The sequence below is a fragment of the Butyrivibrio sp. MB2005 genome (assembly GCF_000424285.1).
In the GTDB taxonomy this organism is placed as follows: domain Bacteria; phylum Bacillota; class Clostridia; order Lachnospirales; family Lachnospiraceae; genus Butyrivibrio.
The window spans coordinates 95,768-116,253 of the sequence record NZ_AUJP01000009.1 but is presented as its reverse complement, the minus strand read 5'-3'; the positions used below and the strand labels follow the sequence as shown (position 1 = coordinate 116,253).

Sequence of the window (20,486 nt, the reverse complement as noted above, 5' to 3'; positions counted from 1 at the left end):
AAAATAAGAAAAAATGTGGCAGAGGGCCTTTAAACAGGCTCTTTGCCTTAAATCATTTTAATTTGATTTAGGAAAGGATTAAGAAAATGAGAGTATTGGATTCAGAATTTGCTAAGGGATTTTGCCGCATGTGTGTTGACGGCTTCTATCAGGGCTGGCATGAGAGAAACGGCGGTAACTTAAGCTATAGAATAAAGGACGAAGAGATCACTTCCGTAAAAGAGGACCTTAAAGAAGACGGTGAGTGGAAGGAAATCGGCACCTCAGTTCCTGCGCTTGCAGGCGAGTACTTCATGGTAACAGGTTCCGGCAAGTATTTCAGAAACGTTGAGATCGATCCTGCAGCAAACATCTGCATTATCAAGGTTGATGATATGGGCGAGAATTATCAGATCCAGTGGGGCCTTGTAAATGGCGGAAGACCCACATCCGAGCTTCCTTCACACCTTATGAACCTGGAGGTTTGCAAAAAGAGAAATCCCGAGATCAGAGTGGTATATCACTGCCATCCCGCTAACACCATCGCTCTTACATTTGTACTTCCTCTTGACGGCGATGTTTTCACAAGAGAGATTTGGGAGATGGCTACAGAGTGCCCTGTTGTATTCCCTGACGGAATCGGCGTAGTACCGTGGATGGTACCCGGCGGCCGCGAAATCGCTGTTGCCACGTCCGAGATCATGAAAAAGCAGGACGTTGCAATCTGGGCACATCATGGCATGTTCGCCTGCGGAACAGACTTTGATATCACCTTCGGCCTTATGCATACAGTAGAAAAGGCTGCTGAAGTCCTTGTAAAAGTAATGTCCATGACAGACAGAAAGCGCCAGACCATCGAGCCTGACATGTTCAGAGCCCTCAACGGACCTTTTGGCATCAAGGTTAACGAAGACTGCCTTTATGAGAAAAAGAGCGACAAAATAGGAGAAAAGTGATGAATTATTATCTGGCTGTTGATATAGGCGCATCTTCCGGACGCCATATACTGGCAAGCTTTGAAAATGGCAAAATACAGTACGAAGAGATCCACAGATTCTATAACGGCATGGATGACGAGGATGGACACAAGGTCTGGAATACCGACAGGCTCTTTGAAGAGATCCTTGCCGGCATGAAAAAATGCTCTGATCTTGGCAAAATCCCTGTATCCATGGGCATTGACACCTGGGGCGTGGACTACGTCCTTCTTGATAAGGACGGCAATAAAACAGCAAAAAGCTATGCCTACAGAGATGCCAGAACAGAGGGCATGGATACTGAGGTATACAAGATCATACCTGAAAACGCATTATATGCCCGCACAGGCATTCAGAAGGCGATTTTCAACACAATATACCAATTGATGGATGCAAGGCTCAGAGAGCCAGATACGCTTGAAAAAGCGGATACATTTTTAATGATCCCTGATTACCTGCATTTTCTTCTTACAGGAGTAAAAAAGCAGGAGTACACCAACGCTACCACAAGTCAGCTGGTGAACCCTGTGACAAAGGAGTGGGATCTTGAGCTTATTGAAAAATTAGGGCTTCCCTCAAAGCTCTTTGGGAAGCTCTCCCTTCCCTGCACTGAGGTGGGCGATCTGACTCCCGAAGTACAGGCAAAAGTAGGATATAACTGCAAAGTAATCCTTCCTGCAACCCATGACACCGGCTCTGCTGTTATGTCAGTTCCGGACACATCAGACAATGTCCTTTATATTTCATCAGGCACATGGTCACTTTTTGGCTGCGAGCTTGAAGCAGCCGACTGCTCAGATAAGGCAAGAAGCGCCAATTTTACTAATGAGGGCGGCTACAACTACAGATACAGGTTTCTTAAGAACATCATGGGACTTTGGATGATTCAGTCCGTTAAGAAGGAATTTGAAGCAGGCTATGACTATCCCGGCAAAAAGGCAGATGATGATTACTCCTTTGGTAATCTCTGTGCCAGAGCGGAAGAGGAGACCATAGATTCTCTTGTGGATGCAAATTCCGATGTTTTTCTTGCTCCTGATTCCATGATCGCAGCAGTTAGGGGCGCCTGCGAAAAGAGCGGACAGCAGATCCCCGAAACTCCTTGGGAAATAGCACGTGTTATCTATAGGTCCCTTGCTGAGTGCTACAAGCAGGCGGCAGAAGAGCTTGAAGATATCACAGGAAAACACTTCGATAAGATAAACATCGTGGGCGGCGGTTCCAACGCTGAGTACCTTAATAAGCTCACTGCAGCAAGAACAGGCAAAACCGTCTACGCAGGACCTTCTGAGGCTACAGCCATCGGCAATATTGGTGCCCAAATGATAGCAGACGGAGTATTTAAGGACCTTGCAGAGTTTAGAGATAATGTATTTAAGTCCTTTGGCGTGACGGAATACAAATAACTGAAAAAGAGTTGACATATAATTGAGCGACAATTATACTAGCAACTAATAATTTTCAGAAAGCGGTGACAATATGATATACAATTGCCTCGTCAACAATTCAACACCATCAAATAAGCCCGTGGATGATCCTCAGGGGCTTATTAGTGTTATATTGATGGGGTTAAGTGCAGAAGCATGATTTAAGACTTGCATATCATTGAGATAGTGAAGCCTCATCAAACTGGGTTTGATGAGGCTTTTTTATACGCTAAATTCGCTCGCGCGAGGATTTCTAAAAATCCTATTTTTTAAAACCAAGGAGGAAAAAGCTATGGGGCAGGACAGAGTAAGCATTATCAGCGATTTTTACGGGCAGTACGACGAGGATATCAGGTTGGAGAGGTCCATTCACGGACGTCTTGAATATGCCACAACCATGAATTATATCCATCGTTATCTTGATAAGGACTCAAAAGTAATTGAGGTTGGTGCAGGAACAGGCAGATATTCTGTGGCATTGGCAAAAGAAGGCTATGACGTTACTGCAGTAGAGCTTACAGACAGCAACTTTGCAAAATTAAAAGAAAACGGCGAAGGAATAGACAAGCTCCACGCATATCAGGGCGATGGCACAGATCTTAGCAGGTTTGAAGACAACAGCTTCGATACCACCCTTGTATTTGGACCTTTGTATCATCTCTATGAGGAAAAAGAGGTTAACAAAGCCATCGATGAAGCCATTCGAGTGACCAAACCCGGCGGAACATTGCTCTTTGCATTTATTTCTGTTTTCGCAATCATGTATTCCAACTATTTTCAGGGCAACTGGGGATTTGGTGAGGAAGAGAACTTCACAGAAGACTACAAGATCCGCCATTTTAAGGAGCAGCTCTTCACAGGCTATGACATAACAGAGTTCGAAGATCTATTCAAAGAAAAAGATGTAGAGTGGATTACAACAACAGGTGTTGACGGTCTTATCGAACCTGTAGAGAAAAATCCTGAATTTGCGGTCACAGACGAGGATTTTGAGAAGCTGGCTAAGTGGTACCTTGCCTTTTCTGAAAAGAGAGAGCTCCTTGGCAACACAAACCACCTTCTTTACATTTGCAGGAAGAAGTGAACTTTTCTCGTATCTACCGGGACTCCGTTGTATAATGTTTTCGTAAATCGTAATGATACAAATCAGGAAAGGTAGAAAAAAGTGAAGAAAAGAAAAGTAATGATATTGGCCCTGGGGATGGCCGTAATGCTTGCAGGCTGCGGTTCTTCCGGGAAAAATAATGCTGACGAGAGCGGTTCATCCTCTTTTTTTAGCAAAATAACTGATAGCGGAAACGCTGAAGGAAACAGCAGCGAAGGAGATGTGACCGAAGAAGCTGACGCAGAAGTAAGCACGGAAGCAGATGCTGAGACCACCACAACCACTTCAGAGGAAACAGAAGCTGATGCCGGAAGCACCAGTGATTCCGAAGCTGGAGACTCAGGTGATTCCGAAGCCACAGACAACGGGGGTTCCGCCACAGGCGATAGCGAAGATATCCTTGAGACCTCAGACGAAAGACTGGATAATCCAACGCCTACAAGCGATGAAGCCAAAAAGCATAATAATATCCTTGGGGACCTTCTTAAGGGAACCGGCACCCTGAGTTTTGACTACTACAAGAAGAATCTCTTCGTCTTTGAAGAATATCTATCCTATCAGGATGAGTTCATTAACCATATCGATACTGAAAAGACCTACACTCTCACTGAGCTGCAGGATACATTCCAGAAAATAATTGATACAGAAGATTATTACTATCAGAAGGGGGATGTGGAACCCTTCGAATATGCCTTTTTGGATCTTGGTATGGATGGAGAGTTGGAGCTGGCGCTTCGCTCAGTTGGACCCTTCGTTGAAGAAGCAAGCATGCTTACTTTCATAGTAAAGGTCATCGATAATCAGCCTCAGGTAGTATATGTATTTCCCAGCTGGTCCAGGAGCTATACCCTTATCAACAAATACGGATACATATCCGGCGGTGGCAGCAATGGGGCTTCTAATCATGCATGGGATGCAGCATACCTTGATGGCGATGCAAAATATCACTTTGGATACTATGAAGAAGAGGAGTCTGAGTTAACATCCTTCGCATACAGTCATAAGCATGGCGACATAGATCTTAATGGCAAAAGCGGCGTCATCTGTGTCTACAAAATGGCCCTTTCCGATGATTATAAGCAGTTCTACTACACTTATGATGTTTTTAACAAGGATACTTATGAGCAGTTGAAGATTCCGAATCTTTATACGGACAGCGAGTACAAAGATATTATGGACAGCTTCGAGGATGTTGAATTCATGTCCATGAAAGACCTTGAAAGCCTGAAGGACGAGCATCTTAAAGAGATCGGTCTCACAAGCAGAATAATGAACGGCGGATATCTTGAATATAAGCCTGTTTCGAATTATGACCCTTCAACCGAAGTTTTCATTAGCTTCATCAACCCTGCAGACTATGAAACTATTCAGGATGAGCTGGCAGGTGCAGAGATAATGCATGAGGCGTTCGTTTCAATGGACTGGGCAATGATGGGTCAGCAGGACATGAACTACCAGACCGGGGAGTGGTACAAGTTCTGGGATGATGAACTGAACATACTCTGGAAAAGAATTATCGAAGAGATAGATCCTGAAAAGAAGGACGAGCTTGTTTCAGAGCAGAGAGCCTGGATTAAGAGAAAAGAAGCTGCCATAACAGCTGCCGGAAAAGAAGCAGAGGGTGGCTCACTTCAGCCACAGCTTGAAAACGGCACAGCCGAGCGCTATACGAGAAAAAGAGCTTATCAGCTTGCTGAAATTCTTGCAGATATAAGAGGCGAGAAATTCCAGATTCCTGTGTCCGTTGCAGAGGATTTGGCAGATGTGGACGTAAGTCTTGACGAAGTATTTAAAAAGTTCGAAGGTCAGTGGATAACAAATCCTGAAAACGGTGCCTGCATCGGCGTTGAGAGATCATCTGAATGTGATTATGGTGTGGAAGGCAGTACCTGGACAGTATGGGAGACAAGAGGTGATACGCTTTCAGACCTGAATGTCATAGATTTTACGGATACAACCATAACTTTTAAACTACCTTATGGAAGTTTTGATGCTTATTATCAGCTTCGCTTCAACATTGCAGGGAATGTAGAGTTGGCGTACGGTCAATCCCTCGATTCCATGAATGAGGTGTCCGTGGCGCAGTAATAATGCAGAATATGGGTGCCGGGAGGTCCCCATCATGTAAACAGAATGTGAACAAATGCAGTGTTTTATTAACAAACTGTTCAAATGGCTTTTAAGAATAGTTAAGTTTTGGAGGGTATTATGAATCTATCAAGAGGTGATGCTCTTGTTGAAAATGTTAGAAAACTTTTTCATAACTGCTGTCCGGTGTAACCGGACAGCATCCTCCCGACTTTACAGCTGCCGATTAAGGTAGCTTTTTTATTCCCCTAATCGCTTACCGGATATGCATGAACTGACCCCTTATCACGCACTGATTTGGGGTGAAATCGAGCTTTCCCAGTGCGCAGGAACTTTGAGATTGCTTTCTGGAAAGGCATAAAATCTCGCCCGCGCACTGAATCGGGTCAAAATCAAGCGCCTCCAGTGCGCCGGGACTTCAAGATTGCCTTCCGGAAAGGCTTAAAAGCTCATCCGCGCACTGAATCGTGTCGAAATCGGGCTCCTCCAGTGCGCAGAGACTTCGAAATTGCCTTCTGCAAAGACTTGAAAGCTCATCCGCGCACTGATTCAGGTCGAAATCAGGCTTTTCCAGTGCGCAGAGACTTTGAGATCGCTTTCTGGAAATACTTGAAAGCTCATCTGCGCACTGATTCAGGTTGAAATCAGGCTTTTCCAGTGCGCAGGGACTTCAAGATCGCTTTCCAGAAATGCTAAAAAGCTCATCCGCGCACTGAATCGTGTCTGAATCGAGCTTTCCCAGTGCTCTCATATTTGAACTTGCATTCGTTTCCTCTGTGTGCTAATATGATTCCTGCGTTGTTTCTAACGCGCCGAAAAACACTCTTGTTTTCGGGAAATTCCATTTTTTACAGATGCGCGCAACAATGGATTTAACTAATTAACACAAGGAGAATTTTTAATGCCAATAGAGAATAAACAGCATAAAGACACAGTATTCAGAATGCTGTATAGTGACAAGCGCTATCTGCTTGAGCTTTACAATGCCATAAACCACAGCAATTACAACGATCCCTCTAAACTGAAGATAACCACCCTTGAAGGTGAGACTTTCCTTCACATGAAAAACGATGTCTCTTTCCTTCTGGATTTCAAATTAAATCTGTATGAACACCAGTCAAGTCCGTGTCCAAACATTCCTCTCAGAGATCTTCAGTATGTAGCAAGTATATACAAAAACCTCATTCTTCAGGAGAAAACGTACAAGGCAGAAAGAATAAGGATTCCGGAACCAAAGTTCATCGTCTTTTATAATGGGACTGTTCCTATGCAGGATGAGGTTACCTACAAGCTTTCTGATATGTTTGACACAAAGGGAGATGAGCCCCAACTTGAGCTCATAGTCCACCAGTATAATGTAAATGCAGGCCACAATCCTGAACTCATGCAGGCCTGCAGTACATTAAAACAATATTCCCTTTTTGTCCAAAAAGTGAGAAAATATAGAGAGGAATATATGAATTCAATCGGTGATGAGGTGCAGAATGATGCTAATTTTGATGAATCATTGTTCAAGAAAGAGGTCATTCGCAAGGCAGTAGAAAAAGCCATCGATGAATGCATAAAAGAAGACATCCTTAGGGACTTCTTCGTCAAATACAGGAAGGAGGTAATCAAAGTGGGCGTACTTGAATATAGTGCTGAGCGTCATCTACAGGTCATAAAGGACGAGGGCTATGCATTGGGCTGCAGAGACACTGAAAACGAGCTTCGACCCCAGATTGACTCCCTGACTAAGGAAAAAGAGGCAGCTGTTAGCGAAAAAGAAGCGGCTGTTAAGGAAAAAGAGGATGCTGTTAAGGAAATTGAGTATCTCAGGCAGCTACTTAAGGAGAATGACATAGAGGTATGAAGCGCTTATTCATGTAGAGGCATAATGAAACTCCCCGGAAATCCGGGGAGTTTCGTAGTATTCAAGCAGTATTCTAAAAATCTAACACCTAAATCCCTATAATTCTACCGCGTTTTCAATTCCAAGACTTTTCTCGATGTCGCCGGAATCTGTAGAATCAGCGCTATCTTCAGCTGTTGCAGTTTCTGCGGCTATTGAGGCCTTCTCGCCAATATCATTAGCGGAGCCATCCTCGGGATTTTCGGTTTCAGCTATGGATTCTGTTTCTATTTCTGCTTTTTCTTCGGTGTCAGCAGTCACTTCTTCGGTATCATCGATACCCATGATCTCGTTCAGCATCTTCTGCAGCATCTGCTCAATCAGTTCATGGAGCTCTTCAAGGACCCTGCTGTGGAAGGAGCCGCCGGAGGAGGTGCTGTCTCCGGAACTGTCGCTTCTGACAGCAATCGCTTTCTGATCAGATATTTCTGAGGATGAGTTGACACTACCAATGCCCATCAATCTGTCGAAGAAGTTCTCCAGCTGCTCAAAGAGCTTCTTGGCGCCTGAGAGATTGCCTGTGCCATCGGATGCGAAGCTTACCATATACAGGTAATTGCCCTTTTCTGTGATATCAGCAGGGGCTGCATCTCTTACAGCCTTCATTGCGTTGTCGGCAAGCCCTTCCGTATCTCTGATATAGGCACAAAGTGTTGCAAAGCCTGCGTAGTCAGTATCAGTGGGATCTACTGAATAGGGATCGATCTCTTTGGAAAAAGAATTGCCGTCCTTATCCACTCCCGATGCTGTGTAGATTCGGGTTCCGCCTGATACCTTGATGGTTATCTGTAGCTCCTGGCCGCCGTCGTTAATATCGAATTCCTTGCCTGCAGGAATTGATGCCTTACTTTCTGAGCCAGAACCGGCAGGAGCGACCGAATCACTCTCTGAGCCATCATCCACGATCTTGCCGGATTCCTTGTCCCACTTTGAGAGGGCAGAGGAGATATCATCCGGCACCTTTGCGGTAATTATCCTTGTGTAGGATAGCATAGCACCGTTATCATCAGGTTTTGCCAGGCCGTGGGGCGTAATGTTGGCGTTTGTTATTTCCGGGAGATTATCTTCTCCAAAGCTTTTCTCAGAAGCCACATTTAAAGCTGTCAGGAACGCGGGTGTCTCGCCGCTTTCTGCAGTTTTTGCCTGCTGCTGACCGGTTCCGCCTACCTTATAAACGCCAAAAGCCATGTAAACACTACGGTAGCCATTTATGTTGTTCGTATTATCCATATAAATCCTTTCTGCGTGCCATCAGTCAATCCGGCACACCCCACTCTCCAAAGGACCGAGTGGTCTAACTAAATCTATGTCACAATTTTCCTCCTTTCAGGGACAAAAAAATGCGCCTTAATGTAGTCCCTTCCCATTAAAGCGCTATCCATAGCTGTTATATATATCGGTTATCGTGGTGAAATTCTTAAGTATTAAATATTTATAACCTTAACAATTATGCGTTTTGGGAGTGTAAAATAGAGTAGATACGGCAAATAATTGTTATCTTATGTAAACAAAGGTTTATCGCCGGATCCGGCAGGAGATTGTCAATGGTTCTATACTTAACAAGTAACTCTATAGCATTACAGGAACAGGGGACTTATGAAGAGGCAGCACCTTTGGAGAGCTATGGCTTTTTTGATGATCTGACGCAGGAATGGGAAAAAGAGGCCAATCTGCTCTATGTACCCTGCGATCCCGGTGCGACTAAAGATAATCAGTATCAGCTTAGGCAGATACTGGATGCATTCGAATATAAAAATCTCTCTGTAAAAGAAGTAAAGATATTAGATGAAAAAGAATCAGCAGATGCGATGGTAGCCTGGTCAGATGTTATTTATCTTGCAGGCGGACATGGTCCGACACAGCTTGCATTTATGAAAAAAAAGGGATTAAAAGAGGCTCTTTTAGGATATAAGGGGATAGTCATCGCTTCAAATGCAGGTTCCATGAATGCTGCTTTTTATGTATACCATGCGCCGGAACTGGACGAAGAGGCCGTAGATCCCAACTATGTCAGATTTTCAGATGGTCTTGACCTGACCAATATTCAGATAATACCCCATCGAGAATACTTGAAAGACAAGACCATAGGAGGTCTTAAGTTTGTTGATGATATTGTCATTCCGGACAGTTTTGGATGTCGATTTTATTTTATAACCGATGGTAGTTATTTTAAGGTTAAAGGTGGCCGGACTATTTTCAAAGGAGAAGGAGAAATAATCGACGATGGTGAGATAACCCCTTTAAACCAGGGAACCGTCATTCCGTATATGAGCCATGTCGAGCAGCCTGTGATCAGAACCATCATTTCTGAAGGCTACGATATGGTGTTTGGCGTGGAAAAACATGATGAACGCTGTGAAGTATACTTTTTGAAGGATAATGTCACCGGTGTCTTTGAGAGGAGCAGACTTAATTACCGGGAAATCTGCAATAAACTTGCTGAATCTGTAGTAGATGAGGAAAAAGAAGCTTTTCTTGATCAGTTAAGACTTTCAGTTATCCAGAAAGAAATGGATGAAATGGGCAATTATGTCAGAACTGTCCATGTGGAGACTGCCGCCGGTGTTCGTGCCAAAAATTTCAGAGTGCGTGAGGTTCCCGGATATCCCGACTGGTTTATGGTGATGTGCATCGATATCACTACGCTTCTTGACCATGACTGGATGACGGATGAGTATGCAAGAACAGGCTTTATAGACAGGTCCAAGCTTTTTCTTGAAGAGCTTACAGATAATGATCATTATTCCCTTGTATACGCCAATATAATGGGGTTTAAGGCCGTTAATGCGTTGTTTGGTACCCAGAGAGGCGACCTTGTTATTTTCAGGACCAGGGATGCTCTTAGAAAGTATCTTAGCCCTGTAATCGTGGGGAGGCTTGAGGCGGATAATTTTGTTCTGATCACAGCAGATGAGAACCTTACGGAAAAGAACCTTAAGGCCATGTGCAGGCAGGTTTTCAAAACAGAATCAATAGAATACAACTATGAAATTCACTGCGGAATATATCCCATAACGAACTCCAAAGTTGATATTGCCCAGATAATCGCAGGTGCAAAAATAGCAGAGAGGAGTATAGACAGAAACAACAGACAACTTCTTTATGCTTACTATGACGACTCTCTTAAGGAGCTGTATGTAAAACAGCGCTATCTTTTGTCTGATTACGAGAGAGCCCTGATGGACAACGAATTTGAGGCTTATTATCAGCCCATAGTAAATGCCAAATCCGGCGAGATTGTCAGCGCAGAGATGCTGATAAGATGGCAGCACAGAGATCTTGGCATGGTTTCTCCTGCAGATTTCATTCCTATCATCGAATCTGAGGGCAAGACTGCTGAGCTTGACAGGTTCATGCTGCATAGGGGGATAGATTTTATTGAAAGGCGTACCCGTGAAGGCAAAAAGGTCGTTCCCTGCGCTATAAATCTGTCCAGAGTGGATTTCTATGACACAGCATTCATTGAAAGCATATTTGAGCTGATAAATGAAAAGAAGATTGACCCGTCCCTTGTAAGGCTAGAGGTGACAGAGTCTGCCTATGCAGATCTTGAGGATAAGGCTCTTAATTATCTTGACAAGATGAAAGAACAGGGAATCCAGATACTTCTTGACGATTATGGAAGCGGTATGAGTTCACTGTCCATGCTTGAAACCTTCGATTTTGACATTATCAAGCTGGATATAGGTTTTATCAGGAAAATAGGAATAAATAAGAAATCGGAAGCTATTATTGTCTCAACTATCAATCTCGCCCACGCTATGGGGGCAAAAGTAACGGCGGAGGGTGTTGAGACGGATAAACAGATGAAATTTTTGCTGGATGCAGATTGTGACTATATTCAGGGCTTTTATTTCTACAAACCGCTGCCTGAAATAGCTTTTGAGTATCTGCTTGAATGATCAGTACGCCGCGCCTATCGGCAAACGGTGGCAGTCTGATAACGGAGATTGGTTGTATAAAAAGTTGGGAGTGATCGTATATGGCTAGAATACTGAACCTGGTGATCATCATTTTTGAAATTATAGCCTTTTCAAAGAGTATAAAATGGCATGATATAAGGAAAAGCTTTATTTTCTATACTCAGATTTCCAATTTTATTACACTTATATCATCGATTTTGCTTGTTATATTCGGGCAAAAGGAGGCCGTGGAAGTCGTAAGGTATCTTAGCGTGTGTATGCTGGTAATGACCTTTTTTGTTACGGCTACCATTCTTGTTCCCATGTCGGGAAAGCTCAAGGAATTATTGTTTTCAGGAAGCGGGCTGTATCATCATTTGCTGGTGCCGATCATATCGACTCTGTCATATATTTTCTTTGAAGAAAGAGTCTCTTTACATTGGATATGGCTGCCTGTAGTTGTGACGCTTGTTTATGGGCTTATCATGCTGCGACTCAACTATCTGGACCTTGTTCAGGGCCCTTATCCCTTTTTTATGATAAAAAATAATGGCATCAAGGCCACTGTCATCTGGATGATTGCGTTGATGATAGTTATAAGCCTCTTTTCAGGACTGGTGGGGTATCTCTGACTATCAGGCATTGTTTTAATTTTTGACCAAAACAACTAAATAGATAGCCATTATAGTGAAAAACAGACAGAAATCCGTGTAAAGGAGCTGTCTGTTTTTCTTTGCGTGTTAGGGTATATATGGACCATGCGAATGTGGATTGGCGGTGAAGGAAAGTCCGGGAGTCACTGAGATGAACCGGGCAGAAATAGGGGGATTATGAAAAAGAAAGGTCTTTTAATAGTATCTACAGCTATTGTCTTGATGATAATAGCTTTAAATTGTTATATCATGCAGAATCAGGTCAGGTTTGATGGGGACAGAGTTTGCTCGAAGAACCCAAACAGATTTTATCTGAACTTCAACATGATGAACACAGATGACTCGGAGACCATGGTGCTTAATGAAGGAGAAACACTACACGTTTCCTGGCAGATCGATGGAGGAAAGGCAGACGTAATGATAGCAATGGCAGATGAAACACCAATTTACCGGGCAGATAATTGTGGCAAGGGCGAGAATGCAGATTTTGATTTGACTATTCCCAAGACCGGAGAATATACAACTTCTATTTCTGCATATCGCGCCAAAGGCTGGTTGGAAGTAAAAGAGAAAAAGACTAATGTGCAGTTGGAAGGTAAAACCATGTGGCAAGCTCAGCAGAAACCTTTGCAGCATTTATGAAATCGAAGCAGTTCTCAAATTGTATGAAGAAATATCATAATCTCTTGAACAAGTTTATGTAATTCATATACTCTGACTTCAGACAAATACAGTAGAAGTCCATCTGTGCATCTTTATCAGAAAATGGAACAGAAAATCTGTTGTGACGCATTCCAAGAACGCGATTGGTTAGGTCAGTCGAGAAGGTAGGAAGGGACGAAGTCTCTGCGACTTCCATAAGGGATTCTGTTCCCGATTGAAGAAGAAACTTCGACTTTGGCATATGTTTTCGGACGATGGCATCCCATACTCCGACTTCAGATACCATGAGAAAACTTTCACCATCCATTTGCTTGAACGTGATGGAGCTTTCATATGCAAATTTATGCTCCGGTATTAGTGATGCACAAAGGTGTTCTGAGCCGCAGTGCTGGGAATGATAAAGCTCACCTTCAAGCTGATGGTTGAGTATTATCATCTGATATGTTTTGTTATTAAGCCCTGTAATAAGGGTTTCTTCATCTGTCATCTCTGTTGATAATGCCATATTAGAAAATGTCGTTGATAGTCTTGGCATCAGCTCAAGAAGCGGACCAGGTGCACAGGATCCTACAGTTATGGTCTTGCTTCTTCTGTCAGAAAGACGTACCTGTTCTTCCATGGCCTCATGCATGTGAAGAATATCTTCTGCATATTCTGCAGCTATCTTACCTGTATCATTAAGATACAGTCTTTTTTTCTCCCTCTCAAAAAGCTTTACTCCAAACTCGTCCTCGAGCTTGCTCATGGATCTGGTAAGTGTAGGCTGCGTAAGATGAAGTGCTTCTGCTGCTTCGGATAATGTTCTGTGATTCTTAAAAGCTACAAGATGCTCCAAAAGATATGTCTCGATCATGATATACTCCCAATGATTAATATACGCAACAAGTATATTATAATACGAAAGTTCAATTTTACACAGCTGAATATACAGGGTATCATCAAAACATAGAACATAAACATCGCTTATAAAACAGGAGGCGGTTTAAATGAAGACACTTGTAGCGTATTTCTCATGGAGCGGAAATACAGAAAAGATTGCCAAACAGATTGTGGCGAAGACCGGAGCCGATATGTTCAGGATCGAGCGAAAGGTACCCTACAGTGAAGATTACAACACTTGTGCATATAGAGAGGCAAAGGAAGAGATAGAAAAGAAGATAAGACCGGAGATAAAGACACCTCTTCCGGATGTGGAAAAATACGACAGCTTGATTCTGGCATTTCCTATCTGGTGGTACACATCACCGCTTCCTGTATGGAGATTTTTGGAATCCTATCCGGACTGGAAAGGAAAAAAGATTTATCTTTTTGCGAACTCTTATACAGATGATCATAACTACATGACCACATCACTTAAGGATGCAAAAGCGTCAGCAAGAAATGCGGATGTTGTTGCAGGACTATTTAACAAGGAAATAGAAGGGCTGGATGAATGGCTCAAACAGAATAATTTCAGATAAGAAGGAGGATTTCTATTATGGAGTACATTACACTTAACACAGGAGCAAAGATGCCACTTGAGGGATTCGGAGTATTTCAGATTCCGGACTTAAAAGAATGCGAAGAGGTAGTTTATAACGCTATCAAGACAGGATACCGTCTTATCGATACTGCAGCCGCGTATGCAAATGAAGAAGCTGTTGGAAAAGCAGTTGCCCGTGCTATTTCTGATGGTCTGACCACAAGGGAAGAGCTTTTCATAACCACCAAAGTGTGGGTAAACGACATGAAGAGTGAGGAAGCTGCTTATGAAGCTGTAAAGACATCGCTTGGCAAGATGGAACTCGATTATGCAGACCTCATTCTCCTTCATCAGCCAATGGGTGATTACTTCGCAGCTTACCGCGGGATCACAAAGGCATACAAGGAAGGATTGACCAAGGCTATAGGTGTAGCAAATTTCTATCCTGCTATTCTAACAAACCTCTGCGAGACAGTAGAAGTAATTCCGGCTGTAAATCAGGTAGAGCTTCATCCCTTCTTTGCACAGGAAGCAGCACTTGAGAATATGAAGGCTTATGGCGTTGTTCCTCAGGCCTGGGGACCTCTTGCAGAAGGAAAACATGGGATTTTCACAGATCCTGTTCTTACAGAGATTGGAAAGAAGTATGATAAGAGTGCAGCACAGGTTGCTTTGAAGTGGAATGCCCAGCGAGGTGTTTCCATCATCCCCAAGTCAGTGCATGTGGAGAGAATGGAACAGAACATCGATATCTGGGATTTTGAACTCACTGATGAAGAGATGGCTAAGGTGGCTGCAAAGGATCTGGGACACAGCGAGATCGTAAACCATGATAGTCCTGAGTTTGTGAAGTTCGTACTGAATCTGCATTGAAGGTGGTATGCCGTCAGATGAATAATATGAAAACATGGCTTATTACTGGCTGCTCAGAGGGCGGAATTGGTGCGGGAATCGCGAAAAATGCTCTTGAAAGAGGCTACAACGTGGTAGTCACTGCGAGAAATACTGATAAAGTAAAAAACATAGTGGCAAAGTATCCTGAAACAGCTCTTGCTGTGGTGTTGGATGTTACGGATAAAAACAGCATTAAAAACTGTGTTAAGACTGCAACCGATAAATTTGGTAAGATAGATGTTCTTGTAAACAATGCAGGTTATGCATACAGATCTTCAGTCGAGGAAGCTGAAGATGAAGGTGTACGAAAGATGTTTGATACAAACTTCTTCGGGGCAGTTGAAATGATCAAAGCTGTCCTTCCCGGAATGAGAGAGAATAAAAGTGGTGCCATAATAAACATATCGTCAATAGGAGCAGCCCGTACAGGCGCAGCTTCCGGCTATTATGCTGCAAGTAAGGCAGCATTGGAACTGATGTCAGAAGGGCTTTATGCTGAGATGAAGCCCTTGGGAATTAAGGTGATGATTGTGGAACCCGGTGCTTTCAGGACACATTTTTATGACAGCTCACTTAAAGGGTCAAAGAACACGCTGGAGGATTATAAAGATACTGCCTGGCTTCGTTCTGTTGAACAGAATGTGAACAAGGCACAGCAGCCCGGAGATCCGGATAAGGCAGGTATTCCTCTAATAGAAGCTATTGAGAGTGATGAGACTCCTTTAAGGCTTCTTCTTGGAACAGATGCTATTTCAGCAGTCCGGGGTGCATTAAATGCCAGACTTAATGAGATAGATAAGTGGGAGAAAATGTCTGTAAAGACAGATTATTAAAAGCAGGAATGAGACATGGCTATGAAAGTACTTATCATTAATGGAAGCCCAAGAATTGGCGGCAACACGTCTATCGCAATAAACGAGATGGTGAAGGTATTTGATTCTGATGGCGTTGAAACCGAAGTGGTGTAGATTGGAAATAAGCGGTTTGCAGCTTCATATGGAGTCATTGGCACATCGGTATTATTTACCGATGTGTTTTGTTTCGCAAATTTGAAAATTGTTTAAATTTGCGAAATGAGGTATACTGTTTTTGAGGTGAAGAAAATGAAGCTGATACAGAGAGATTATTATTTAAATGCCCTACTTGCAGTTAAAGATATTCCGGATATCAAGGTGATAACCGGCGTAAGAAGAAGTGGAAAATCCAAACTTATGGATGCACTCATTGAGAGTATTTCGAAAGATGAGAGTGCAAATATTGTGCGCATTAAACTAAACCTGAAAAAGAATGAGTCATTACTTAATGGCGATAAGCTCTATGAATATATTGAGAAGCAATATGACTCTCAAAAGAATAACTATCTGTTTATAGACGAGATTCAGATGTGTGAGGGTTTTGAAAGAGTTATTAATAGTGTTTATGAGGAAGAATTATTTGATATATATCTTACAGGATCTAATGCTTTTTTGCTTTCAAGTGACCTGGCGACTTTGTTTGGCGGAAGGATATTTGAGGTAAAACTATATCCATTTTCTTTTAGTGAGTATATGACATATTTCCCATCGAACAATGTGGATGAGGCCTTTGACGATTATGTACGAAAAGGCGGCATGTCTGGTTCATATTTATATAAGTCAGAGGAAGATGCCAGGAAATATGTAAATGGAATATATCGAACTACCATTACAAAGGATATAGTTACCAAATTCAAAATTGAAAATGAAGACTTACTTATAATGATTGGTAATTTCCTTATGGATAATGTTGGCAATCAGACTTCGATAAGAAATGTTGCCTCTAAGCTTACGTCCGGTACATATAAAACAAACGATAAAACGGTTGGATCATATATAGATTATCTGTGCCGTTCTTTTTTGTTCTACCCAATTCAGAGATATGACATAAAAGGGAAAAAATATCTTGAATCAGACAAGAAGTATTATCTTTCGGATCTGTCTTTCCGCTTTGCTGAATTAGGAACAAAAGATGCTGACTATGGTCATTTATATGAGAATATAGTGGCTCTTGAGCTTTTGCGCCGTGGCTACGAGGTTTATGTTGGAAAGCTGTATGAAAAAGAGATTGATTTTGTTGCCATTAAAGAAGGTGAAAAGCTGTACATACAGGTTTCCGATGATATAACAAGGGAGGAGACTTTTAAGAGAGAAGTGGCTCCGTTGTTGAGCATTAAAGATGCTTATCCAAAGATGCTCATAGCAAGAACGAAACATGATGAGACACAGCATGAAGGAATAAGGATAATTGATATTGCAAGATGGCTTGTTGATTCGCAAAAGTAATAAAATATTATAAATGCGAAATGGGTTGGCGTATCACTAATCTCCGGAACAAGTCCCGTATGCTCCACTAAGTAAGTTATAGCGGGATAGAATGAAGTGAAAAACAGGGTCTTTTCAGTGTATGAGAAGGCCTGTTTTTGTTATTGAGCTATTGTGATATCAGAGAAATGAGGACTGCTACGATTATTTGAAGGTTTACGATGGATACTGGGTTTGTGAGTGATAAATTAACAGTATATTTTGATGATCCTTTCTGGGTAGGAGTTTTTGAACATGTAGACAATGGGAAATTATCTGTGGCAAAAGTGATTTTTGGTGCAGAACCCAAGGATTACGAAGTTCAGGAGTTTGTTATCAGAAACTATTGTCGGTTGAAATTTAGCCCTGCTGTAGATACAGTGGTAAAGGAAAGCAAAAGAAATCCGAAGAGATTACAACGTGATGCAAAGAAAACGGTTCTGGGAAAAGGTATCGGAACAAAATCTCAGCAGGCATTAAAGCTGCAACAAGAGCAGAACAAACTTGAATGCAAGGTCAAAAGCCGAGAGCGGAAAGAGGAAGAAGAGTTAAGACTTTTTAAACTAAAACAGCAGAAAAAGAAAGAAAAGCATAAAGGTAAATAGATGCCATTTTGAAGGAGGATTACATGCAAAGAATTATTGTTTATTTTTCATTGGAAGGTAACACAGAGTACATAGCAGATGAAATGGCAAAGGAGCTTTCATCAGATAAATTAAGGCTCGTTCCCAAGAAAGCATACGCTACAGGCGGCTTTTCGAAATTTTTCTGGGGCGGAAAGAGTGCGGTTATGGCAGAGAAGCCTGAGCTTGAGCCTTACGATGTGGACTTGTCTGCTTATGATGAGATTATTTTTGGATTTCCTGTATGGGCAAGTACCTTCACACCGCCGCTAAGGACATTTATTTTGGAGAACAAAGAGGGATTAAAAGGTAAAACTATAGCCGCATTTGCCTGTCAGAGCGGCGCCGGGGCTGAGAAAGCTTTTTCTAAGCTAAAGGATTGTATCGGAATTGACAGTTTTGCTGCTACCGCAATTTTCATAGATCCGAAGGATAAGCCTTCAGAAGAAAATGAACATAAACTAAACGAGTTTTGCAAAATGCTGCAGCAAATTGTTTAACGTGCCGTTGGGGACGGGAAGGTGAGGAGCAGGATGGGAAGTTTTGGCGGAATGTGAAAAATAGGATTAAATTGCGGGTTAACGTAGAACGTTAAAGCGGAAAAATAGACCGTAATTCATCTGGAGGGAGATTAATGGAATTTAGAAGACTCACAGAGCAGGATCTGCCATCGCTGCTCGAATTATATAAGCAGCTTCAACCCGATGACGACTTTTCATCCATAGAAAATAGCAAAAGTGTGTGGAAAGAAATCGAGAACAATCCGGACATTCGCTATTTTGGTGCGATTGATGATGGTAAGGTGGTATCTACCTGTTATGCAGTGTTTATACCGAATCTTACAAGAAACAATAGGGGCGTCTGCTTTATTGAAAACGTGGTAACGGATAAAGATTACAGAAATCAGGGACTTGCTTCTAAAATTATTGATATGGCCGTGTCATATGCCAAAGAGAAGAATTGTTATAAGGCTATTCTTCAAAGCGGAATCTCCCGATCAGATGCACATCGTTTTTACGAAAACAAAGGATTTGATGGAAGTTCAAAAAAGGCATTTGATATGCGGCTCTGATAATCATCCCATGAAGGCACCTGACGGTGTATCCTATGTTTTTGCAACAAGATAAAAGTAGGGATGATATGCCACTTGCATGCGTAGATGTGAACAGAAAGGAACGGAATATGCCATGAGAATACTTGTATTAAATGGAAGCCCTAAAAAGAAGAGCGATACATTTCGTATGACTGAGGCTTTTTTAAGGGGAATGGATAAAGAACAGGAAAATGTCATTGATGTAATCAATGTAATTGAAAAGAATATTGCACCATGTAAAGGGTGCTTTGGATGCTGGCAAAAAAAGGACGGGCATTGCGTAATTCAGGATGACCAGAACGAAATTCTTGATCTGTATGTAAAGGCTGATGTCATTATTTGGAGCTTCCCGCTTTACTGTTATTCCATGCCATCGCATTTGAAAGCAGTGTTGGATAGAACGATACCGCTTGTAAAAAAGGGGATGGTAGAGGAGAGTAACGGAACTATTCACCACGAAGCGCTGGTTGATTTTTCAAAGATACATACAGTTGTGATAAGTGGATGCGGCTTCCCCGATTGGGAAGGGAACTTCGATGCCTTGAAACAAATGTGCAATACATGCTTCGGAAATCTGGAAATGGTATGTGTGCCTGAAGCACCGCTTTTAAATATTCCTGAAGCAGCTATAGTAGCTGAGCCCCTTCTTGAAAGCTTTGAAAAGGCAGGTGCTGAGTATGCATCAAATCTCAAATTATCTGATGAAACCAAAAAGATACTTGAAACTCCTATGATATCCAAGGAGGAATATCTTAGGGGAATTAATGGCTGAGATGAACTGGGAAGATGAAAAACAGGATTAGATTGTAAGGCGCTTTTTACCCGGTTATAATTGTGGAAGATACCAAATTAATAACCAAAAGAGAAGTGGATTGATATGAAGGATTACAGAGAGCTTGCATGGCAGATGGAACGCATAATCCATAAGTATTCACAGTTTGAAAAGAAACCTCAGCAGTACTGCAAAGGGCTTACGCTGACTCAGCCTGAAATTCATACAGTGGCGATAATAGGCGATCAGGAAGGAATCAGTGTGACAGGACTTGCAAAGGTGCGTGGAATCACCAAGGGTGCTGCATCGCAGATGGTTTACAAACTGGTGGATAAGGGACTTGTGGAGAAAAGAGTTTCACCGAGCTCTGATTCAGAGCTTAACCTGTATCTCACAAAGCTTGGGAAGAAGGCCAGAGCAGAACACAGAAAAAAGCATGAGACAATGGGAATTAAGTTTGCTGAAATCATGGATAGAATCCCCGAAAGCATGCAGAATGAATTACTCAAAATATTAAAGAGCTTTGAAGAAGAACTGGATGAACTTCAATAATATAACAGTGTAAAACAGACCCTGATAAGTGAAAAAGGGTCTGTTTTTGGTTTTAAGGTAATATGGTATTAAGAAAAAGTAGGAGGG

The 20,486-nt window shown here is 42.2% G+C and carries 20 protein-coding genes; 18 read left to right on the top strand and 2 right to left on the bottom strand.

Annotated elements, in window-relative coordinates; all coding sequences use genetic code 11:
• Nucleotides 1–86 precede the first annotated feature (86 nt).
• From rhaD to G610_RS19805, 5 genes are all read left to right on the top strand, one after another.
• Entirely contained in the window at nucleotides 87–935 is an 849-nt protein-coding gene (gene rhaD, locus G610_RS0105190; protein WP_026523937.1) for a rhamnulose-1-phosphate aldolase, read from the top strand.
• Nucleotides 935–2,362, top strand: coding sequence for a rhamnulokinase (rhaB, locus tag G610_RS0105185; protein ID WP_026523936.1), 1,428 nt, complete (start codon nucleotides 935–937; stop codon nucleotides 2,360–2,362). The genes rhaD and rhaB overlap by 1 nt, the downstream gene beginning before the upstream one ends.
• Before the next feature lie 313 nt (nucleotides 2,363–2,675).
• Nucleotides 2,676–3,467: a class I SAM-dependent methyltransferase gene (locus G610_RS0105180; RefSeq protein ID WP_026523935.1), complete on the top strand. Its 792-nt coding sequence runs from the start codon at nucleotides 2,676–2,678 to the stop codon at nucleotides 3,465–3,467.
• 81 nt (nucleotides 3,468–3,548) lie between these two features.
• The gene (locus G610_RS0105175; protein ID WP_081667243.1) at nucleotides 3,549–5,576 is read left to right on the top strand and encodes a lysozyme inhibitor LprI family protein; all 2,028 of its coding nucleotides are present in this window, start codon (nucleotides 3,549–3,551) and stop codon (nucleotides 5,574–5,576) included.
• A gap of 901 nt (nucleotides 5,577–6,477) precedes the next feature.
• Entirely contained in the window at nucleotides 6,478–7,428 is a 951-nt protein-coding gene (locus G610_RS19805) for a hypothetical protein (protein ID WP_051197670.1), read from the top strand.
• Between the two features lie 96 nt (nucleotides 7,429–7,524).
• Here G610_RS19805 and G610_RS0105165 read toward each other — a convergent pair whose 3' ends face one another.
• A complete protein-coding gene (locus G610_RS0105165) occupies nucleotides 7,525–8,697 on the bottom strand; it encodes a hypothetical protein (RefSeq protein WP_026523933.1) in 1,173 nt (390 codons plus the stop codon).
• A 314-nt stretch (nucleotides 8,698–9,011) separates the two neighbouring features.
• Here G610_RS0105165 and G610_RS0105160 point away from each other — a divergent pair, with 314 nt between their 5' ends.
• The 3 genes from G610_RS0105160 to G610_RS0105150 all read left to right on the top strand — a co-directional run bounded on the left by G610_RS0105160 (nucleotide 9,012) and on the right by G610_RS0105150 (nucleotide 12,664).
• On the top strand, nucleotides 9,012–11,369 hold the full coding sequence (locus tag G610_RS0105160) for an EAL domain-containing protein (protein WP_026523932.1): 2,358 nt from the start codon (nucleotides 9,012–9,014) through the stop codon (nucleotides 11,367–11,369).
• An 80-nt stretch (nucleotides 11,370–11,449) separates the two neighbouring features.
• Nucleotides 11,450–12,001: a hypothetical protein gene (locus tag G610_RS0105155; protein ID WP_026523931.1), complete on the top strand. Its 552-nt coding sequence runs from the start codon at nucleotides 11,450–11,452 to the stop codon at nucleotides 11,999–12,001.
• 198 nt (nucleotides 12,002–12,199) lie between these two features.
• The gene (locus G610_RS0105150) at nucleotides 12,200–12,664 is read left to right on the top strand and encodes a hypothetical protein (protein WP_026523930.1); all 465 of its coding nucleotides are present in this window, start codon (nucleotides 12,200–12,202) and stop codon (nucleotides 12,662–12,664) included.
• Between the two features lie 34 nt (nucleotides 12,665–12,698).
• Here G610_RS0105150 and G610_RS19800 read toward each other — a convergent pair whose 3' ends face one another.
• On the bottom strand, nucleotides 12,699–13,538 hold the full coding sequence (locus tag G610_RS19800) for a LysR family transcriptional regulator (protein WP_051197668.1): 840 nt from the start codon (nucleotides 13,536–13,538) through the stop codon (nucleotides 12,699–12,701).
• 133 nt (nucleotides 13,539–13,671) lie between these two features.
• On the opposite strand from G610_RS19800, the gene G610_RS0105140 reads away from it, so the two are divergent.
• The 10 genes from G610_RS0105140 (at nucleotide 13,672) to G610_RS19790 (ending at nucleotide 20,399) form a co-directional block, all read left to right on the top strand.
• Nucleotides 13,672–14,145, top strand: coding sequence for a flavodoxin (locus G610_RS0105140; protein ID WP_026523929.1), 474 nt, complete (start codon nucleotides 13,672–13,674; stop codon nucleotides 14,143–14,145).
• A 17-nt stretch (nucleotides 14,146–14,162) separates the two neighbouring features.
• The gene (locus G610_RS0105135) at nucleotides 14,163–15,020 is read left to right on the top strand and encodes an aldo/keto reductase (RefSeq protein ID WP_026523928.1); all 858 of its coding nucleotides are present in this window, start codon (nucleotides 14,163–14,165) and stop codon (nucleotides 15,018–15,020) included.
• Between the two features lie 17 nt (nucleotides 15,021–15,037).
• Nucleotides 15,038–15,874 carry an oxidoreductase gene (locus G610_RS0105130; protein WP_242829617.1) on the top strand — a complete coding sequence of 279 codons (837 nt, stop codon included), beginning with the start codon at nucleotides 15,038–15,040 and terminating at the stop codon, nucleotides 15,872–15,874.
• A gap of 15 nt (nucleotides 15,875–15,889) precedes the next feature.
• On the top strand, nucleotides 15,890–16,009 hold the full coding sequence (locus tag G610_RS22615) for an NAD(P)H-dependent oxidoreductase (protein WP_330367667.1): 120 nt from the start codon (nucleotides 15,890–15,892) through the stop codon (nucleotides 16,007–16,009).
• A gap of 135 nt (nucleotides 16,010–16,144) precedes the next feature.
• Nucleotides 16,145–17,341, top strand: coding sequence for an ATP-binding protein (locus G610_RS0105120; RefSeq protein WP_026523926.1), 1,197 nt, complete (start codon nucleotides 16,145–16,147; stop codon nucleotides 17,339–17,341).
• Nucleotides 17,342–17,541: 200 nt separating this feature from the next.
• Nucleotides 17,542–17,964: a YjdF family protein gene (locus G610_RS0105115; RefSeq protein ID WP_026523925.1), complete on the top strand. Its 423-nt coding sequence runs from the start codon at nucleotides 17,542–17,544 to the stop codon at nucleotides 17,962–17,964.
• Between the two features lie 23 nt (nucleotides 17,965–17,987).
• Entirely contained in the window at nucleotides 17,988–18,482 is a 495-nt protein-coding gene (locus G610_RS0105110; RefSeq protein ID WP_026523924.1) for a flavodoxin family protein, read from the top strand.
• Between the two features lie 134 nt (nucleotides 18,483–18,616).
• On the top strand, nucleotides 18,617–19,054 hold the full coding sequence (locus G610_RS0105105) for a GNAT family N-acetyltransferase (RefSeq protein WP_026523923.1): 438 nt from the start codon (nucleotides 18,617–18,619) through the stop codon (nucleotides 19,052–19,054).
• A gap of 79 nt (nucleotides 19,055–19,133) precedes the next feature.
• Nucleotides 19,134–19,847, top strand: coding sequence for a flavodoxin family protein (locus G610_RS19795; RefSeq protein WP_081667241.1), 714 nt, complete (start codon nucleotides 19,134–19,136; stop codon nucleotides 19,845–19,847).
• Nucleotides 19,848–19,952: 105 nt separating this feature from the next.
• Nucleotides 19,953–20,399, top strand: a complete 447-nt coding sequence (locus G610_RS19790; RefSeq protein ID WP_051197664.1) for a MarR family winged helix-turn-helix transcriptional regulator — start codon at nucleotides 19,953–19,955, stop codon at nucleotides 20,397–20,399.
• Nucleotides 20,400–20,486: the final 87 nt, after the last annotated feature.